Source organism: Pinisolibacter sp. (genome assembly GCF_036782435.1).
In the GTDB taxonomy this organism is placed as follows: domain Bacteria; phylum Pseudomonadota; class Alphaproteobacteria; order Rhizobiales; family Ancalomicrobiaceae; genus CALBKH01.
The window spans coordinates 1-16,178 of record NZ_DAIPZB010000074.1 but is presented as its reverse complement, the minus strand read 5'-3'; the positions used below and the strand labels follow the sequence as shown (position 1 = coordinate 16,178).

The 16,178-nt window shown below is 67.1% G+C and carries 16 protein-coding genes; all 16 read right to left on the bottom strand.

The features are described 5' to 3' along the window. Positions 1-301: 301 nt before the first annotated feature. A complete protein-coding gene (locus tag V7Q42_RS20225; protein ID WP_333826072.1) occupies positions 302-589 on the bottom strand; it encodes an FAD assembly factor SdhE in 288 nt (95 codons plus the stop codon). 153 nt (positions 590-742) lie between these two features. Next, positions 743-1,072: a hypothetical protein gene (locus V7Q42_RS20220; protein ID WP_333826071.1), complete on the bottom strand. Its 330-nt coding sequence runs from the start codon at positions 1,070-1,072 to the stop codon at positions 743-745. 84 nt (positions 1,073-1,156) lie between these two features. After that, a complete protein-coding gene (locus V7Q42_RS20215; protein ID WP_333826070.1) occupies positions 1,157-3,274 on the bottom strand; it encodes a molybdopterin oxidoreductase family protein in 2,118 nt (705 codons plus the stop codon). 125 nt (positions 3,275-3,399) lie between these two features. Continuing rightward, the gene (locus V7Q42_RS20210) at positions 3,400-3,672 is read right to left on the bottom strand and encodes a DUF1467 family protein (protein WP_333826069.1); all 273 of its coding nucleotides are present in this window, start codon (positions 3,670-3,672) and stop codon (positions 3,400-3,402) included. 93 nt (positions 3,673-3,765) lie between these two features. Further along, on the bottom strand, positions 3,766-4,170 hold the full coding sequence (gene mce, locus V7Q42_RS20205; protein ID WP_333826068.1) for a methylmalonyl-CoA epimerase: 405 nt from the start codon (positions 4,168-4,170) through the stop codon (positions 3,766-3,768). 109 nt (positions 4,171-4,279) lie between these two features. Beyond that, positions 4,280-5,962: a ribonuclease J gene (locus tag V7Q42_RS20200; RefSeq protein ID WP_333826067.1), complete on the bottom strand. Its 1,683-nt coding sequence runs from the start codon at positions 5,960-5,962 to the stop codon at positions 4,280-4,282. A gap of 2 nt (positions 5,963-5,964) precedes the next feature. Continuing rightward, positions 5,965-6,762, bottom strand: a complete 798-nt coding sequence (locus V7Q42_RS20195; RefSeq protein ID WP_333826066.1) for a biotin--[acetyl-CoA-carboxylase] ligase — start codon at positions 6,760-6,762, stop codon at positions 5,965-5,967. Next, on the bottom strand, positions 6,762-8,186 hold the full coding sequence (nuoN, locus tag V7Q42_RS20190; protein ID WP_333826065.1) for an NADH-quinone oxidoreductase subunit NuoN: 1,425 nt from the start codon (positions 8,184-8,186) through the stop codon (positions 6,762-6,764). Before nuoN ends, V7Q42_RS20195 begins: the two co-directional genes overlap by 1 nt. Before the next feature lie 102 nt (positions 8,187-8,288). Then, positions 8,289-9,800, bottom strand: a complete 1,512-nt coding sequence (locus V7Q42_RS20185) for an NADH-quinone oxidoreductase subunit M (RefSeq protein WP_333826064.1) — start codon at positions 9,798-9,800, stop codon at positions 8,289-8,291. Further along, entirely contained in the window at positions 9,800-11,881 is a 2,082-nt protein-coding gene (gene nuoL / locus V7Q42_RS20180; protein ID WP_333826063.1) for an NADH-quinone oxidoreductase subunit L, read from the bottom strand. Before nuoL ends, V7Q42_RS20185 begins: the two co-directional genes overlap by 1 nt. Before the next feature lie 8 nt (positions 11,882-11,889). Continuing rightward, positions 11,890-12,198: an NADH-quinone oxidoreductase subunit NuoK gene (gene nuoK, locus V7Q42_RS20175; RefSeq protein ID WP_333826062.1), complete on the bottom strand. Its 309-nt coding sequence runs from the start codon at positions 12,196-12,198 to the stop codon at positions 11,890-11,892. A 118-nt stretch (positions 12,199-12,316) separates the two neighbouring features. Further along, complete coding sequence (locus V7Q42_RS20170) at positions 12,317-12,925, bottom strand: NADH-quinone oxidoreductase subunit J (RefSeq protein WP_333826061.1); 609 nt, start codon at positions 12,923-12,925, stop codon at positions 12,317-12,319. Between the two features lie 45 nt (positions 12,926-12,970). After that, a complete protein-coding gene (gene nuoI, locus V7Q42_RS20165; protein ID WP_333826060.1) occupies positions 12,971-13,459 on the bottom strand; it encodes an NADH-quinone oxidoreductase subunit NuoI in 489 nt (162 codons plus the stop codon). A 56-nt stretch (positions 13,460-13,515) separates the two neighbouring features. Next, the gene (locus tag V7Q42_RS20160; protein ID WP_333826059.1) at positions 13,516-13,749 is read right to left on the bottom strand and encodes a hypothetical protein; all 234 of its coding nucleotides are present in this window, start codon (positions 13,747-13,749) and stop codon (positions 13,516-13,518) included. Positions 13,750-13,777: 28 nt separating this feature from the next. Further along, positions 13,778-14,830, bottom strand: a complete 1,053-nt coding sequence (gene nuoH, locus V7Q42_RS20155; protein WP_333826058.1) for an NADH-quinone oxidoreductase subunit NuoH — start codon at positions 14,828-14,830, stop codon at positions 13,778-13,780. Between the two features lie 13 nt (positions 14,831-14,843). After that, positions 14,844-16,178: molybdopterin-dependent oxidoreductase (locus tag V7Q42_RS20150; RefSeq protein WP_333826057.1), on the bottom strand; the 1,335-nt coding region annotated here is incomplete at its 5' end.

Below are 16,178 nucleotides of genomic sequence, written 5' to 3'. Positions count from 1 at the left end.
TTAAACGCATCAAATCAACATGATGGTCCAACCGCGCACAGGTCTCCTCATACCAGTCTTGCGAAGTTCTGACCGTTTTCCGGGCGGTTCGGTTTCGAAGGTCGGTGCTCCGACGTCCCCTCTCCCCTCGTGGGGGAGGGACAGGGAGAGGGGTATACGACCTGTCCTCGAACTCTTGCGCTTGCGGAGTCTTCCGGAGTGACCCCTCTCTCCGTCTCTCCCCCACGAGGGGGGAGAGGACCGGATGCGAGGGCCTTCGGTAGATCCACGCCGATCGAGTCGAAAATTCGTGAGCGCGGTATCAGACGCTCTTCTCGGCGTGGGTGAACTCGCGCATCGCCCGCCACACCGGGCGGTCGTGGATCGGATCGACCTCCTCGGTACCGACGATCCAGGCGAAGAGTTCGCGGTCGGAGACGTCGAGGAGCGTTTCGTAGTCGTCGAGGTCGGCGTCGGAGAGGCCGGCGATGTGGGCATCGGCGAAATGCCCCATGACGAAGTCCATCTCCTTGGTGCCGCGGTGCCAGGAGCGGTAGAGCGCCTTCTTGCGGCGCGCATCGAGCCCGTCGGTGGTCAAGGTGGTGGACATCGCAGCTCTCCGTCGATCGCTCCCGGACCTTCTAGAGCATTTCGCCGCCGCACGGTATCCGCGCCGTTGGTCGAAGCACGCCCCGGCGTCCGATGCCGAAACGACGACGGCCGGGGTCGAGGCCGGCCGCAGACGTCATCGCGGGCGAGCTCCTCAGCGCACGCAGGTGGCGTAGGCCTCGGTGGTGGCGTTGTAGAGTTCGTCGGGGATGGAGCGGTCGGACGAGATCTTGGCGACCTCCTCCTCCTTGACGCCCTTCATCACCTTGAAGGAGGCACACTGGCAGGCGTCGACCACCTTCTCCTTCTTCGCCCCTTCCTTCGCCGCTTCGGCGTAGACGCAGGTGTCGAGCAGGGCGCGGCGGACGAGATCGCGGTTGATCTCCTTCTCCGGAATGCCCTGGGCCGAAGCGGAAGCGACGAGAGACGCGGCGAGACCGGCGCCGGCCAGGATCGACAGGGCACGACGGGAGAGGGACGACATGTGGGGCTCCGTGGCGGCGAGAACGCGCCGGCGACGGACGCGTGAGGAAGAATGCCACGTCCCTAGCCGGACGCCGCGTCGCGCTCAAGTGGCGCGGCCGCCACTCTCCCGATTTTTCGTCGGCTCGATCCGAACCCGGTTGTCGTGGAAGGCCGGACCGCCGTAGGGCGCGCACTGGTCGGCGCCGGTCAGCGTGTTGATGCCGCGGCCGTCGCGATGCGCCGAATTGGGGAAGATGCCCTCGGCGATCACCACGCCGCACCGCACCCCGTCGAAGCTCTCGGCGGTCGAGATCACCGCGCCGCGGGCGTTGACGAGGCGGATCTCCTCGCCATCGGCGATGCCGAGGTCGGCGAGGTCGTCCGGATGGATCTTCACCCGCGGCCCGCGCTCCTTGGCCATCGACGTCGCCGTCTCGGTGAAGGAGGAATTGAGGAAGTTGCGCGCCGGTGGCGTGACCAGCTTGAAGGGATGATCGGCATCCGGCTCCTCGGTCACCGCCCACTGGTCGGGCAGGCGCGGCAGGCTCTCCCACGGCCCCATCGGTCCGTCGTTCTCGGCGACGATCGTCGTCCAGTCGGGGGCGAAACGGAAACGGCCGTCGGGGTGGGCGAAGCCCTTCAGGTAGTGCGCCGTCTCGAAATCCGGCTGGCAGTCGATGGCGGGATGCTCGACATGGGCGTCGAAGCCGCCGAGACCGGCGACCCGCAACATGTGGTCGACGTGTTCGCGCGCCGTCATGTCGAAACCGGGATGGCTCACGCCGAGCCGTTTCGCCAGATCGCAGATGACGCGATGGTTCTCGCGCGCCTCCCCCGGCGGCTCGATCAGCTTCGGCCCGAGCAGCAGATACTGGTTGCCGCCGCCGCGATAGAGATCGTCGTGCTCGAGGAAGGTGGTGGCCGGCAGGACGATGTCGGCCATCTTCGCCGTGTCGGTCATGAACTGCTCGTGCACCGCGACGAAGAGATCGTCGCGCGCGAACCCGGCGCGCACCTTCTCCTGGTCGGGCGCCACCGACATCGGGTTGGTGTTCTGGATCAGCATCGCCGTGACCGGTGACCCACCCTTCAGCGAGACCGGATCGCCGGTCAGCACCGCCCCGATGCGGCTCTGATCGAGCCGGCGAACTGAACGGTCGCGCAGGTCGGTGCCCTCGACCAGCGTCTTGTCGGTGCGGAAGATGGCGCCGTTGTTGTGGAAGGCCCCTCCCCCTTCGTGCCGCCACGATCCGGCGACGACCGGCACGCAGCTCGCCGCATGCATGGCGACCGTGCCGTTGCGCTGACGCGAGAAGCCGTAGCCGAGGCGGAAGAAGGTCTTCGGCGTCGTGCCGACGGCGCGCGCGAATTCCTCGATCTCGGCCACCGACAGGCCGGTGATCGCCGCCGCCCATTCCGGCGTGCGGGAGGCGAGATGGGCCTCGAGTTCGGCCGGCACGTCCGCATACGTCGCCAGATAATCGCGATCGGCGAGGCCGTCGCGGAACAGCACGTGCATGACGGCGCAGGCGAGCGCCGCGTCGGTGCCGGGACGCAGGATCAGACCGATGTCCGCCTGCTCCATGGTCGAGGTGCGATAGACGTCGATGACGGCGATCCTGGCGCCGCGCTCTTTGCGCGCCCGGATCGCGTGGGTCATGACGTTGACCTGGGTCGAGACCGGGTTCGTCCCCCAGATCACCACCAGATCCGACTTCGCCATCTCGCGCGGATCGGCGCCGGCGAGCCGCCCGGTGCCGGCGATCCAGCCGGTCCAGGCGAGGTTGGTGCAGATGGTGCCGAACTCCTCGGAATACTTCTTGGCGTGGCGCAGCCGGTTGATGCCGTCGCGCTGCACCAGCCCCATGGTGCCGGCGTAGTAGTAGGGCCAGACCGCTTCCGCGCCGTGCTTCGCCTCCGCCGCGAGGAAGGCCTCGGCGATGCGGTCGAGCGCCTCGTCCCACGAGATCTCGCGGAACTGACCCGAGCCCTTGGGGCCGGAGCGGGCGAGCGGCGTCACCAGACGGTTCGGCGCATGCACCCGTTCGGCGTAGCGGGCGACCTTGGCGCAGATCACCCCGGCCGTGTAGCTGTTCTCCGTCGAGCCGCGAACGCGCCCGATGGTGCGCTCGTCGAGCACCTCGACCTCGAGGCTGCAGGTCGAGGGACAATCGTGCGGGCAGGTGGTGCGGGCGGTGCGGACCGCGGTGGGACGCGTCATGGGCCTTGGTCTCCGGCGAGCCGCGATCATGCCGCAATCACCGCCCGTCGACGAGATCGGGCGGCGGCCGCCGGCGATGAAATTCTCGGATCGGATCGATCGACGGCATCGATCGGTGAGGCCGGTCAGACCGGTTTGCCGAATTTCGGGAAGAACGGGATGTCGTCGAGACCGATCCCCGAGTTGAGCAGCGCGACGATGCCGGCGAGGACGATCGCGGCGAGCACCGTGGTGAGGCCGGCCTTGAGCAGCAGCTGCGGCCTCGCCGGCGCAGAGGCCGGCGTCCCCGGCACCACCTCCCCCGATTCGCCCTGCGTCCTGACCTTCAGCGGCAGCACCGCGAACAGGCAGATCCACCAGATCACGAAATACATCGCGACCAACGTACCGATCTTCATGGGACCTCGAGGGCTCGAAACGGAAAAGGGCGCCGGCCGGCGCCGACGCCCATCCTGGAACGCGAAACGGGTCCGCCGCAAGGGGCGGCAGGATCAGACCTGCTCGATCTCCACGAGCGTGCCGCAGAAGTCCTTCGGGTGGAGGAACAGCACCGGCTTGCCGTGGGCGCCGATCTTCGGCTCGCCCGAGCCGAGAACACGCATGCCGTCGGCCTTGAGCTTGTCGCGGGCGGCGATGATGTCCTCGACCTCGTAGCAGAGATGATGGATGGCGCCGTCCGGGTTCTTCTCGACGAACTTGGCGATGGTCGAGGCCTCGCCCAGCGGCTCGAGCAGTTCGACCTTGGTGTTGGGCAACTCGACGAAGACGACGGTGACGCCGTGATCGGGCTGCGGCAGCGGCGCCGAGACCTTGGCGCCGAGCGTGTCGCGATAGACCGCGGTGGCGGCCTCGAGGTTCTTCACCGCGATGGCGACATGGTTGAGACGACCGATCATGGGGCTTCTCCTCGAATGACGGACAGAACGTGCGACGACGATTAGTCCCGTCTCCGGCGCCGGGCAATCCCCGGCGGTGGTGTCGATGGTCGTAGCCCGAAGCCGCGCCTCACACCACCGAGATCATCACCTCGACGATCGGCTTCTTGCCCCAGCGCTCGTTCACCGCGCCGCGCACCGCGCGCTTGACCGCGTCGCGCACCATCTCGACGTCCTTGCGCCGCGCCCGCGGCAGGCCGTCGAGCGTGTTGCCGGCTGCGACCTCGATGGTGTCGCGGAAGGGCATGCCGCGCTCGTCCTCCTCCGGCAGGCCGATCAGCGCCACTTCCGGCTCGGCGAGCGAATTGCCCTTGGCGTCGATCACCAGCGACACCGCCACGACGCCGGCGAAGGATGCCTTGCGGCGGGCGCTGGTGCCCGACTTGTCCGGCTCGACCATGAGATTGCCGTCGCGGAAGATCCGCCCGGTGAAGACCTCGTCGACCTCCTCCACCGGTCCCGGCGCCAGACGCAGCATCTTGCCGTTCCAGGCGTGGCCGATCTCGCCGACGCCCATCGAGCGGGCGAATTCCGCATGGACGGAGAGGTGCAGCGCCTCGCCGTGGACCGGCACCGCGACCTGCGGCCTGACCGCCTCGTAGAGACGCTTCATCTCGCCGCGCCGCGGGTGGCCGGAGACGTGCACCAGCGCATCGCGGTCGGTGATGATCTTCACCCCCACCTTGGCGAGCGCATTCTGGATGGCGTTCACCGACTTCTCGTTGCCCGGGATGGTGCGCGACGAGAAGATCATGCGGTCGCCGGCGGACATGGCGATGTGGCGGTGGTCGCCCTGGGCGATCCGCGCGAGCGCGGCGCGGCTCTCGCCCTGGGATCCGGTCAGAAGCGCCACCACCTTGTCGCGCGGCAGGTAGCCGTAGGCCTCCTGGTCGAGGAACTCCGGCAGGCCGTCGAGGTAGCCGAGTTCCTTGGCGACGTCGATCGCCCGGCGCATGGCGCGGCCCAGCACCACGACGTTGCGCTCGGCGGCGAGCGCCGCTTCGGCGACCGCACGGACGCGGCCGACGTTCGAGGCGAAGGTGGTGACGCAGACACGGCCGGGAGCCGAGGCGACGAGCTCGGCGAGGGACGCGGCCACCTCCTTCTCCGACGGGCTCGAGCCGTCGCGCAGCACGTTGGTCGAATCCGAGATGAGCGCCCGCACACCCTTGTCGCCGAGTTCACGGAAACGATCGAAGTCGGTCGCCCAGCCGAGCACCGGCGTCTCGTCGACTTTCCAGTCGCCGGTGTGGATCACCGTGCCGAGCGACGTGGTGATCGCCAGCGATACGGCCTCGGGGATCGAATGGGCGACGGCGATCGCCTCGACCGCAAAGGGCGCGAGGTGCAGCGTGTCGCCGGCGGTGAAACGGGTGACCGGGATCTCCGGCGAGCCCGCCTCGCCCGCCGCCTTGGCCTCCAGCAGGTCGGCGGCGAAGGGGGTCATGAAGACCTTGCACTTCAGCTTGGGCCACACCTCGAGCAGGGCGCCGAAATGGTCCTCGTGGGCATGGGTGATGACGATGCCGACGAGGTTCTTGCGCTCTTCCTCGATGAAGCGGATGTCGGGGAAGATCAGCTCGACACCCGGCTCGTCGAATTCCGAGGCGAAGGTGATGCCGCAGTCGACCATCAGCCATTGGCGGTCGTCCTCCGGGCCGAAGCCGTAGAGGGCGAGGTTCATGCCGATCTCGCCGACGCCGCCGAGCGGCAGGAAAACCAGTTCGTCGCCCGCGGGCTTGCGCTTCGCCATCGTCACTCCGTTCCCCGACCGTCGGGGAAGAACACGTCACCGGCCGAGATCGTCCGCCGTCCGCCGTCGGCGGTCCTCAGCACCAGCCGCCCGGCGGTGTCGATCGCTTCGAAGATCCCGTGCTCCTCGCCGTCGACGCGGCGCACCCGGATCGGTCCACCGAGCCCGACGGCATGGCCGAGCCATTCGTTGCGCACCGCGCCGAAGCCGAACCCGGTCTCCCAGATCGCCAACATCCGCGCCAGCGCCTCGGCGAGATCGTCGAAGAGCATCTCCGGCAGCACCGAACAGCCGCAGGCGAGCAGGCTCGTCGCCGGCGTCTCGGTGGCGGCCGGCGCCTCCTTGCAATTGATGCCGATGCCGACGGCGACCGCCGTACGGCCATCGGCGATCTTCGTCGACTCGAGCAGGATCCCGGCGACCTTGCGGCCGTCGACCAACAGGTCGTTCGGCCATTTGATCTTCACCCGGCTGTCCCCGCGCGCCACGTGAGCGGCGACGGCACGGCGCGCCGCGGTCACCGCGACGAACGGCAGCTCGGCGAGATGCATCGGCTCGCACGGATCGATCAGCAGCGCCGAGGCGAAGAGATTGCCCGTTTCCGACACCCAGACACGACCGCGCCGACCGCGACCGGAGGTCTGACGATCGGCGACGATCCACAGCTGACCGGGATCACCGGCGCGGGCGCGATCGAGCGCCGCGTCGTTGGTGGAGGGCAGAACGGCGAAGCGCTCCACCCGCCAGGAGCGTCCGTCCGCGGCGGCCGGATGCCGGCCGCCGGGCGTGGTCGCGACCATCAGAAGAAGGTCTTGGCCGCGGCATTGGCCGCCGACACGATACCGTTGCCGGCGAAGACGAAGACCAGCACGAAGATCGAAGCGACGGCGAACACCACCTTCTGCTCGATCGACGGACGATCGAGTTCGGCCGCCGGCTCGTCGAAGTAGATCACCTTGACGATGCGGATGTAGTAGAAGGCGCCGACGACGCTCGCCAGCACGCCGAGGACGGCCAGCACGAAGAGCTTGGCCTCGACGGCGGCTAGGAAGACGTACAACTTGCCGAAGAAGCCGGCGAGCGGCGGGATGCCGGCGAGGCTGAACAGCAGCATCGACAGGCCGAAGGCGACGAGCGGCTGCGACCGCGACAGGCCGGCGAGATCGGCGATGTCCTCGACCGCCTTGCCGTCACGGCGCATCGACAGGATCAGCGCGAAGGTGCCGAGCGTCGTCACCAGATAGATGGCGAGATAGATCGACACGCCGGCGATGCCCTGCACGGTGCCGGCGGCGAGACCGACCAGCGCGTAGCCCATGTGACCGATCGACGAATAGGCCATCAGGCGCTTGATGTTGGTCTGGCCGATACCGGCGAAGGCGCCGAGCGCCATCGAGGCGAAGGCGATGAAGACGATGATCTGCTGCCAGTTGTGGCCCGCCGGTCCGAGCGCCTCGGCGACGACGCGGATCACCAGCGCGAAGGCGGCGACCTTCGGCGCACCGGCGAAGAAGGCGGTGACCGGGGTCGGCGCGCCCTCGTAGACGTCGGGCGTCCACATGTGGAACGGCACGGCCGAGATCTTGAAGGCGAGGCCGGCGAGCACGAAGACGAGGCCGAAGACCAGGCCGAGCGACACGCCGTGCGCCTTCAGATGCGCCGCGATCTCCGGGAAGCCGGTGTGGCCGGTGAAGCCGTAGAGCATCGACGCGCCGTAGAGCAGCATGCCCGAGGAGAGCGCGCCGAGGACGAAGTACTTCAGGCCCGCTTCCGTCGACTTCAGATTGTCGCGATCGATCGAGGCGACGACGTAGAGGGCGAGCGACTGCAGCTCGAGGCCGAGATAGAGCGAGATCAGGTCGTTGGCCGAGATCATCGCCATCATGCCGACGGTGGCGAGCACCACCAGTACCGGATACTCGAAGCGCCCCCACTTGTCGGTCGCCGCCGGTCGCGCCGACAGCACGATCGCGGTGGCCGAACCGACCAGCGCCAGCACCTTCATGAAGGTGGAGAAGGGGTCGACGACAAAGGTGCCACCGAAGGCCGACGCCGAGGTCGGTCCGACCAGCACCCACACCAACGCGACGACGAGGGCGAGCACGGCGCCCCAGGTCACCACGCCGACCGACTTCTCGCCGACGAAGACGCCGAGCATGAGAAGCGCCAGCGCGCCGATCGCGAGGAGGATCTCCGGCATCACCGGCATCAGATCGAGTGTCATGTCGGCCTCACAGCCCCTGTCGTCACATCCCCGCGGGGTTCACCCGCCGCGGTTCGTCCATCTTCTGTCGTCGAGAGGGGGGGATCCCCCTCCCCTCGTCTCTCAGTTGGCGACCAGCGCCGCGACCTTGCCGGCGGCGGCGATCGCCGCCTGCGTCTTGGTCACCAGCGCCTGCACCGAGGCTTCCGAAGCGTTCAGCACCGGCGCCGGATAGACACCGTAGAAGATCGTCACCAGGACCAGCGGCACGACGACGATGCGCTCGCGCCAGTCGAGGTCGAGGATGCCCTGGAGCGACGGCTTTTCGAGCTTGCCGTTCATCACCCGAGCCAGCAGCCACAGCGCATAACCGGCCGACAGGATCACGCCGGACGCGGCGAACAGCGCCACCCAGGTGTTGGCGCGATAGGCGCCGAGCAGGGTGAGGAACTCGCCGACGAAGCCCGAGGTGCCCGGCAGGCCGACGTTGGCCATGGTGAACACCAGGAAGGCCACGGCGTACCACGGCATCCGGTTCACCAGACCGCCGTAGGCGGCGATGTCGCGGGTGTGCATGCGGTCGTAGATGACGCCGACCGAGAGGAACAGCGCGCCCGACACGAAGCCGTGGGAGATCATCTGGAAGATGGCGCCCTGGAGACCGGCGGCGTTGAGCGTGAAGATGCCCATGGTCACGTAGCCCATGTGGGCGACCGACGAATAGGCGATCAGCTTCTTGATGTCCTCCTGCGCCAGCGCCACCAGCGAGGTGTAGACGATCGCCACCACCGAGAGGGTGAAGATCATCGGCTGGAAGTACTCCGACGCCAGCGGGAACATCGGGATCGAGAAGCGCAGGAAGCCGTAGCCGCCCATCTTCAGGAGGATGCCCGCCAGGATCACCGAACCGGCCGTCGGCGCCTCGACGTGGGCGTCGGGCAGCCAGGTGTGGACCGGCCACATCGGCATCTTCACCGCGAAAGAGGCGAAGAAGGCGAGGAAGGCCCAGGTCTGCAGGGTGGCCGGGAAGTTGTGCTGCAAGAGCGTCGGGATGTCGGCGGTGCCGGCCTGGAAGTACATCGCCAGCATGGCGATGAGCATCAGCACCGAGCCGAGCAGGGTGTAGAGGAAGAACTTGAACGAGGCGTAGACGCGACGCGGTCCACCCCACACGCCGATGATGATGAACATCGGAATGAGGCCGGCCTCGAAGAAGACGTAGAAGAGCATCAGATCGAGCGCGGTGAAGACGCCGATCATCAGCGTCTCGAGCACCAGGAAGGCGATCATGTACTCCTTCACCCGGTTCTGCACGCTGTCCCAGGAGGCGAGGATGCAGAAGGGCATGAGGAAGGTGGTCAGGATCACGAAGGCGACGGAGATGCCGTCGACGCCCATGTGGTAGTTGAACAGACCACCGAGCCAGGTCGACTTCTCCACCATCTGGAAGCCCGGGTTCGAGGGATCGAACCGGCTCCAGATCAGGAGCGACACCAGGAAGGTCACCACCGTGGTGATCAGCGCGATCACCCGGATGTTGCGCTTCGCCACCTCGTCGTCGCCGCGCACCAGCGCGAGGAACAGCACGCCGACCAGCGGCAGGAACGTGACGATCGTGAGCAGTGAATTGCCCATCACCGAACTCCCCCGAACATCACATAGGTCACCAGCGCCGCGACACCGATCAGCATGGCGAAGGCGTAGTGGTAGACGTAGCCCGACTGCAGCGCGACGACGCGGTTCGTGACGTCGACGACCCGCGCCGACACGCCGTCCGGCCCGAACCCGTCGATGACGCGCCCGTCACCCTCCTTCCACAGGAAGCGGCCGAGCTTCTTCGCCGGGTTCACGAACAGGAAGTCGTAGAGCTCGTCGAAGTACCACTTGTTGAGCAGGAAGCGATGCAGACCGGGCATCGTCTCCGCCAGCTTCTCCGGCACCGACGGCGCGGCGACGTAGAACCAGTAGGCGACGATCAGACCGGTCAGCATCGCCACGAAGGGCGCGAACTTCACCCAGGTCGGCACATGGTGCATGTGCTCGAGCACGTGGTTGTTCGCGTCGGTGAACAGCGCGCCCTTCCAGAACTCGCCGTACTCGTGGCCGATGAACAGGCCGGTGAACACCATGCCGGCGAGCACCGCACCGGTGGCGAGCACCATCAGCGGCACCGTCATCACCGACGGGCTCTCGTGGACGTGCTCCATGACCTCCTTCGAAGCGCGCGGGGCGCCCCAGAAGGTCTTGAAGATCAGGCGCCAGGAGTAGAACGAGGTGAACAGCGCGGCGATCACCAGGAGCGCGAAGGCGAGACCGGCGACGGCGTTCCCGCCGACGAAGGCCGCTTCGATGATCGCGTCCTTGGAGTTGTAGCCGGCGAAGCCGAACGGCGTGCCGGGGATGCCGACGCCGGTCAGCGCCAGCGTGCCGACGATCATCATCGCGTAGGTGAGTTTGATGTGGCTCTTCAGCCCGCCCATGTTGCGGATGTCCTGCTCACCGGAGACCGCATGGATCACCGAGCCGGCACCGAGGAACAGGAGCGCCTTGAAGAAGGCGTGGGTGAAGAGGTGGAAGATACCCGCCCCGTAGGCACCGACGCCGAGGCCGACGAACATGTAGCCCAGCTGCGAGCAGGTCGAATAGGCGATGATGCGCTTGATGTCGTTCTGCACCAGACCGACGGTCGCGGCGAAGAAGGCGGTGAGCGCACCGACCAGGGTGACGACGGTGAGCGCCGTCGGCGACTGCTCGAACAGCGGCGACAGGCGCGCCACCATGAAGACGCCGGCGGTGACCATGGTCGCGGCGTGGATCAGGGCGGAGACCGGCGTCGGGCCCTCCATCGCGTCCGGCAACCAGGTGTGCAGCAGGAACTGCGCCGACTTGCCCATCGCACCGAGGAACAGGAGCAGGCACAGCGTCGTCATCGCGTCGACGTGCCAGCCGAGGAAGACGATCTCCTTGCCCTTCATCGAGCCGGCCGACGCGAAGATCGTGTCGTAGTCGATGGTGCCGAACAGCCAGAACACGCCGAAGATGCCGAGGATGAAGCCGAAGTCGCCGACGCGGTTGACGACGAAGGCCTTGATCGCGGCGGCGTTGGCCGAGGGCTTCTGGAACCAGAAGCCGATCAAGAGGTAGGAGGCGAGACCGACGCCTTCCCAGCCGAAGAACATCTGCACCAGATTGTCGGAGGTCACCAGCATCAGCATGGCGAAGGTGAACAGCGACAGATAGGCGAAGAAGCGCGGCCGGTCGGGATCGTGGCTCATGTAGCCGATCGAATAGACGTGGACGAGCGCCGAGACGGTGTTGACCACCACCAGCATGACCGCGGTCAGCGTGTCGACGCGGATCGACCAGTCGACCGACAGGCCGGCGGTGTGGATCCACGGCAGGAGCGGCACCTTGAAGGCGCCGTGATGATCGCCGAGACCGACTTGGACGAAGGCGACCCAGGAGAGGAGCGCGGCGACGATCAGAAAGCCGGAGGTGACGAGTTCGGCGGGACGCGCCAGCGCCTTCGCCTCGTGGTGCTCGTGACCATGGCCATGGCCATGGCCGTGGTCGTCGTCGTGGCCGTGAGCATCGTGCCCATGCGCGCCGTGGCCCAGGTTGGCCGCGCCCATCGGGGCGGCGCCGTAGGGCAGCAGCGTCATGGCGCCTGCGATCAGGAAGCCGAGGAGCGGGAGAAAGACGATCGCCGTGAACATGAGACCGCTCACCCCTTCATGACGTTGACGTCTTCCACCGCGATCGAGCCGCGGTTGCGGAAGAAGACCACCAGGATCGCCAGACCGATCGCCGCTTCGGCGGCCGCGACGGTCAGGATCAGCATGGCGAAGATCTGGCCGACGAGGTCACCCAGCGCGGCGGAGAAGGCGACGAAGTTGATGTTGACGGCGAGAAGGATCAGCTCGACCGACATGAGGATGACGATGACGTTCTTCCTGTTGAGGAAGATGCCGAACACCCCCAGCGTGAACAGGATCGCGGCCACCGAGAGGTAGTGCGACAAGCCGATTTCCATGACTTCCCCCGTCTTGCCCGAGGAGCCCGGTTCACCCGGATCTCACCTCGACCGACCCCCGCGCGCGACCCTCTCGCCCGCGGACCGAGCACCCGGCCGGTCGCCCGGCCGGCACTCCTCACATTCCCTTGCCCGTTTCCACGTGGACGATCTCGATGGCGGTCGCGGGACCGCGCGCCACCTGCTCGGAGATGTCCTGCCGCTTGACGAAGGGCTTGTGGCGCAGCGTCAGCACGATCGCGCCGATCATCGCCACCAGGAGGACGAGACCCGCCCCCTGGAAGAAATAGACGTACTTGGTGTAGAGCACCTCGCCGATCGCCTGGACGTTGCCGGAACCGGCGGCGTAGGGCACCGCACCCTTGCCGACCAGACCCGGGTCGATCGCCCAGCCGCCGACCACCATCAGGAGCTCGGCGAGGAGCACCAGACCGATCACCGAGCCGATCGGCAGATACTGCAGGAACCCCTCGCGCAGTTCGGTGAAGTCGACGTCGAGCATCATCACGACGAAGAGGAACAGCACCGCCACCGCGCCGACGTAGACGACCACCAGCAGCATCGCCAGGAACTCGGCGCCCATCAGCACGAAGAGCCCCGCCGCATTGAAGAAGGCTAGGATCAGGAACAGCACCGAATGGACCGGGTTGCGCGCCGAGATGACCATGAAGGCCGACCCGACGGTCATCGCCGCGAAGAGGTAGAAGAAGAGGGCTTTCAGGATCATCGGTCATCCCCGACGGCCATGGGCGGCATCCCGCCCGGCCGCATCTCAGCGGTAGGGCGCATCCATTTCGATGTTGCGAGCGATCTCGCGCTCCCAGCGCTCGCCGTTGGCGAGCAGCTTGGCCTTGTCGTAGTAGAGTTCCTCGCGCGTCTCTGTGGCGAACTCGAAGTTCGGCCCCTCGACGATGGCGTCGACCGGACAGGCCTCCTGGCAGAAGCCGCAGTAGATGCACTTCACCATGTCGATGTCGTAGCGCGTGGTGCGCCGCGTCTGGTCGTTGCCGCGCGGCGCCGCCTCGATGACGATCGCCTGGGCCGGACAGATGGCTTCGCACAGCTTGCAGGCGATGCAGCGCTCTTCGCCGTTGGGATAACGGCGCAGCGCATGCTCACCGCGGAACCGCGGCGAGACCGCACCCTTTTCGAAGGGGTAGTTCAAGGTCGCCTTGGGCGCGAAGAAGTAGCGCATCGACAGGAAGAACGCCGATACGAACTCCTTCAGGAACAAGGACTTCGCTGCCCGATCGAGTCTCATCTTCCACCCGCTTCCTCTCCCCGGTCGCCCGGGGTTCGTCAGGTTCACTGCCGCGATCAACCGCCCATGGTGGCGCCGAACCAATACCCGAGGCCGGCGAAGACCAGTGCGTTGACCACGAAGGCCACTTTCAGGACCGTCTCGAGGGTCTCCGCGCGGCGGATCACCCCGGTCGAGCCGGTCCCCTTCTCGAAGGCCCGCCGCAACAGCATCGCGACGAAGCCGAAATCGATCACCCCGATCATCAGCCCGACGAGGGCTCCGATCAGACCGGCGAGAGACAGTTCCATGCCGTCCCTCCCCTTCCCTGCGGCAGGCTCAGGGCGCCCAGCCCATCACCTGCAGAACAGCCGCGACGATCACCACCATGCCCAGCGACAGCGGCAGGAAGACCTTCCACCCGAGACGCATCAGCTGGTCGTAGCGGTAGCGCGGCACGATCGCCTTCGCCATGGCGAACATGAAGAAGACGAGCAGCGACTTCAGCGTGAACCAGACGATGCCCGGCACCCAGGTGAAGGGTGCGAAGTCGAACGGCGGCAGCCATCCGCCCATGAACAGAATCGTCGTCATGGCGCACTGGACCGTGATCGCCACGTACTCCGACAGCATGAACACCATGTAGGGCGTGGAGCCGTACTCGACCATGAAGCCGGCCACGAGTTCGGATTCCGCTTCCGCCAGATCGAACGGCGGGCGGTTCGTCTCGGCCAGCGCCGAGATGAAGAAGATCACGAACATCGGGAACAGTGGCAGCCAGTACCAGTTCAGGAACGACGCCCAGGGAATGCCGAGCATGTGGGCGAGGCCGTGGTCCTGCTGGTAGCGCACGATCTCGGAGAGATTGAGCGTACCGACGCAGAGCAGCACGGTGATGATCACGAAGCCGATGGAGACCTCGTAGCTGACCATCTGCGCCGCCGAGCGCAACGCCGACAGGAACGGATACTTCGAGTTCGACGCCCAGCCGCCCATGATCGTGCCGTACACGCCGAGCGACGAGATCGCCATGATGTAGAGGATGCCGACGTTGATGTTCGACACCACCCAACCGTCGGCCACCGGGATCACCGCCCAGGCGCCGAGCGCCACCGTCGCCGAGACGAGCGGCGCCAGCAGGAAGATGCCCTTGTTGGCCGAAGCCGGGATCGTCGGCTCCTTGAGCACGAACTTGATCATGTCGGCGAAGGACTGGAACAGTCCCCACGGGCCGACGATGTTGGGACCGCGCCGCATCTGCACCGCCGCCCAGATCTTGCGGTCGGCGTAGAGGATGTAGGCGATGAGCACCAGGAGAACGACCATCAGCAGCAGCGACTGCGCCGCGATGATGATGAGAGGCCAGAGATAGTCGGCCCAGAACGACGCCATCACGCTCTCCCCCTCATTCCGCCGCCGCCGCGACGCGAGCCGCGGCGAGCTTCGAGCATTCGGCCATGATCGCCGAGGCACGCGCGATCGGGTTGGTCAGATAGAAGTCGGTCACCGGCGAGACGAAGTCGGCCCCGGCGAGCGCGCCACCGGCGCCGGCCGCGAGCTTCGCGACGTCTTCATGGTGGCCTGCCGCGATTTCGTCGACCCCGGCATAGGTCGGATGCGCCGCTTCGAGCGCTGCGCGCAGCTGCGCCAGACTGTCGAAGGGCAGCGTCTTGCCGACGAGCGCCGAGAGCGCCCTGAAGATCGCCCAGTCTTCGCGCGCGTCGCCGACCGGGAAGGCCGCACGGGCGCCGACCTGAACGCGACCCTCGGTGTTGACCCAGGTGCCGGACTTCTCGGTGTAGGCCGCACCGGCCAAGATGACGTCCGCGCGATGCGCGCCGGCGTCGCCGTGGGTGCCGAGATAGACGACGAAGGTCGAGCCGAGCTTCGAGGTGTCGATCTCGTCGGCGCCGACCAGGATCAGCGTCTCGATCGCGCCCGAGGCGCAGCCGGCGAGGATGTCCCTGGTCGAAAGACCGCCCTCACCCGGCACCACACCGAGATCGAGCGCGGCGACGCGGCTCGCGGCGGTGTGCAGGATCGAGAAGCCGTTCCACTCGGCCGTGGCCGCACCGACGTCGACGGCGAGCTTGGCCAGCGCCGCGATCACGGCCGGGCCGTCGTCGCGGGCGGTGACGGCGTTGCCGACGAGGATCAGCGGCTTCGAAGCGCCCTTCAGCACCTCGAGGAAGCCGTTGTTGCCGGAGGCGAGGTTCGCCACCGCGTTCGGGCCCTCACCGAGGAAATTGTAGGCGTAGTTGAGATCGGCCTCTTCGCCGATGACGCCGATCGTGCAACCGCCCCTGCGCCAGCGCTTGCGGATGCGGGCGTTGAGCACCGGCGCCTCGAGCCGCGGGTTGGAACCCACGATCAGGATGGCGTCGGCGGCTTCGATGCCGGCGATGGTGGCGTTGAAGAGGTAGGATCCGCGGCCGGCCGCACCGTCGAGGCACGAGCCGTCGGCGCGGCCGTCGAGGTTGGCGATGCCGAGGGCGTCGGCCAGGGACTTCACCGCGAAGAGCTCTTCGGCAGAGGCGAAGTCGCCGACGACGATGCCGACCTTCTTCGGATCCGTGCCCTTCAGCTTCTCGGCGACGACGCCGAGGGCGTGCGGCCATGTCGAAGCGGTGAGCTTGCCGCCGACGCGGACGTAGGGCCGATCGAGACGCTGGGTCTTGAGGCCGTCGACGACGTGGCGGGTCTTGTCGGAGATCCACTCCTCGTTCACGTCCTCGTTGAG

Coding starts and splice junctions, on each gene's coding strand:
- V7Q42_RS20225 (WP_333826072.1), bottom strand. CDS start 589: ATGTCCACCACCTTGACCACCGACGGGCTCGATGCGCGCCGCAAGAAG.
- V7Q42_RS20220 (WP_333826071.1), bottom strand. CDS start 1,072: ATGTCGTCCCTCTCCCGTCGTGCCCTGTCGATCCTGGCCGGCGCCGGT.
- V7Q42_RS20215 (WP_333826070.1), bottom strand. CDS start 3,274: ATGACGCGTCCCACCGCGGTCCGCACCGCCCGCACCACCTGCCCGCAC.
- V7Q42_RS20210 (WP_333826069.1), bottom strand. CDS start 3,672: ATGAAGATCGGTACGTTGGTCGCGATGTATTTCGTGATCTGGTGGATC.
- mce (WP_333826068.1), bottom strand. CDS start 4,170: ATGATCGGTCGTCTCAACCATGTCGCCATCGCGGTGAAGAACCTCGAG.
- V7Q42_RS20200 (WP_333826067.1), bottom strand. CDS start 5,962: ATGGCGAAGCGCAAGCCCGCGGGCGACGAACTGGTTTTCCTGCCGCTC.
- V7Q42_RS20195 (WP_333826066.1), bottom strand. CDS start 6,762: ATGGTCGCGACCACGCCCGGCGGCCGGCATCCGGCCGCCGCGGACGGA.
- nuoN (WP_333826065.1), bottom strand. CDS start 8,186: ATGACACTCGATCTGATGCCGGTGATGCCGGAGATCCTCCTCGCGATC.
- V7Q42_RS20185 (WP_333826064.1), bottom strand. CDS start 9,800: ATGGGCAATTCACTGCTCACGATCGTCACGTTCCTGCCGCTGGTCGGC.
- nuoL (WP_333826063.1), bottom strand. CDS start 11,881: ATGTTCACGGCGATCGTCTTTCTCCCGCTCCTCGGCTTCCTGATCGCA.
- nuoK (WP_333826062.1), bottom strand. CDS start 12,198: ATGGAAATCGGCTTGTCGCACTACCTCTCGGTGGCCGCGATCCTGTTC.
- V7Q42_RS20170 (WP_333826061.1), bottom strand. CDS start 12,925: ATGATCCTGAAAGCCCTCTTCTTCTACCTCTTCGCGGCGATGACCGTC.
- nuoI (WP_333826060.1), bottom strand. CDS start 13,459: ATGAGACTCGATCGGGCAGCGAAGTCCTTGTTCCTGAAGGAGTTCGTA.
- V7Q42_RS20160 (WP_333826059.1), bottom strand. CDS start 13,749: ATGGAACTGTCTCTCGCCGGTCTGATCGGAGCCCTCGTCGGGCTGATG.
- nuoH (WP_333826058.1), bottom strand. CDS start 14,830: ATGGCGTCGTTCTGGGCCGACTATCTCTGGCCTCTCATCATCATCGCG.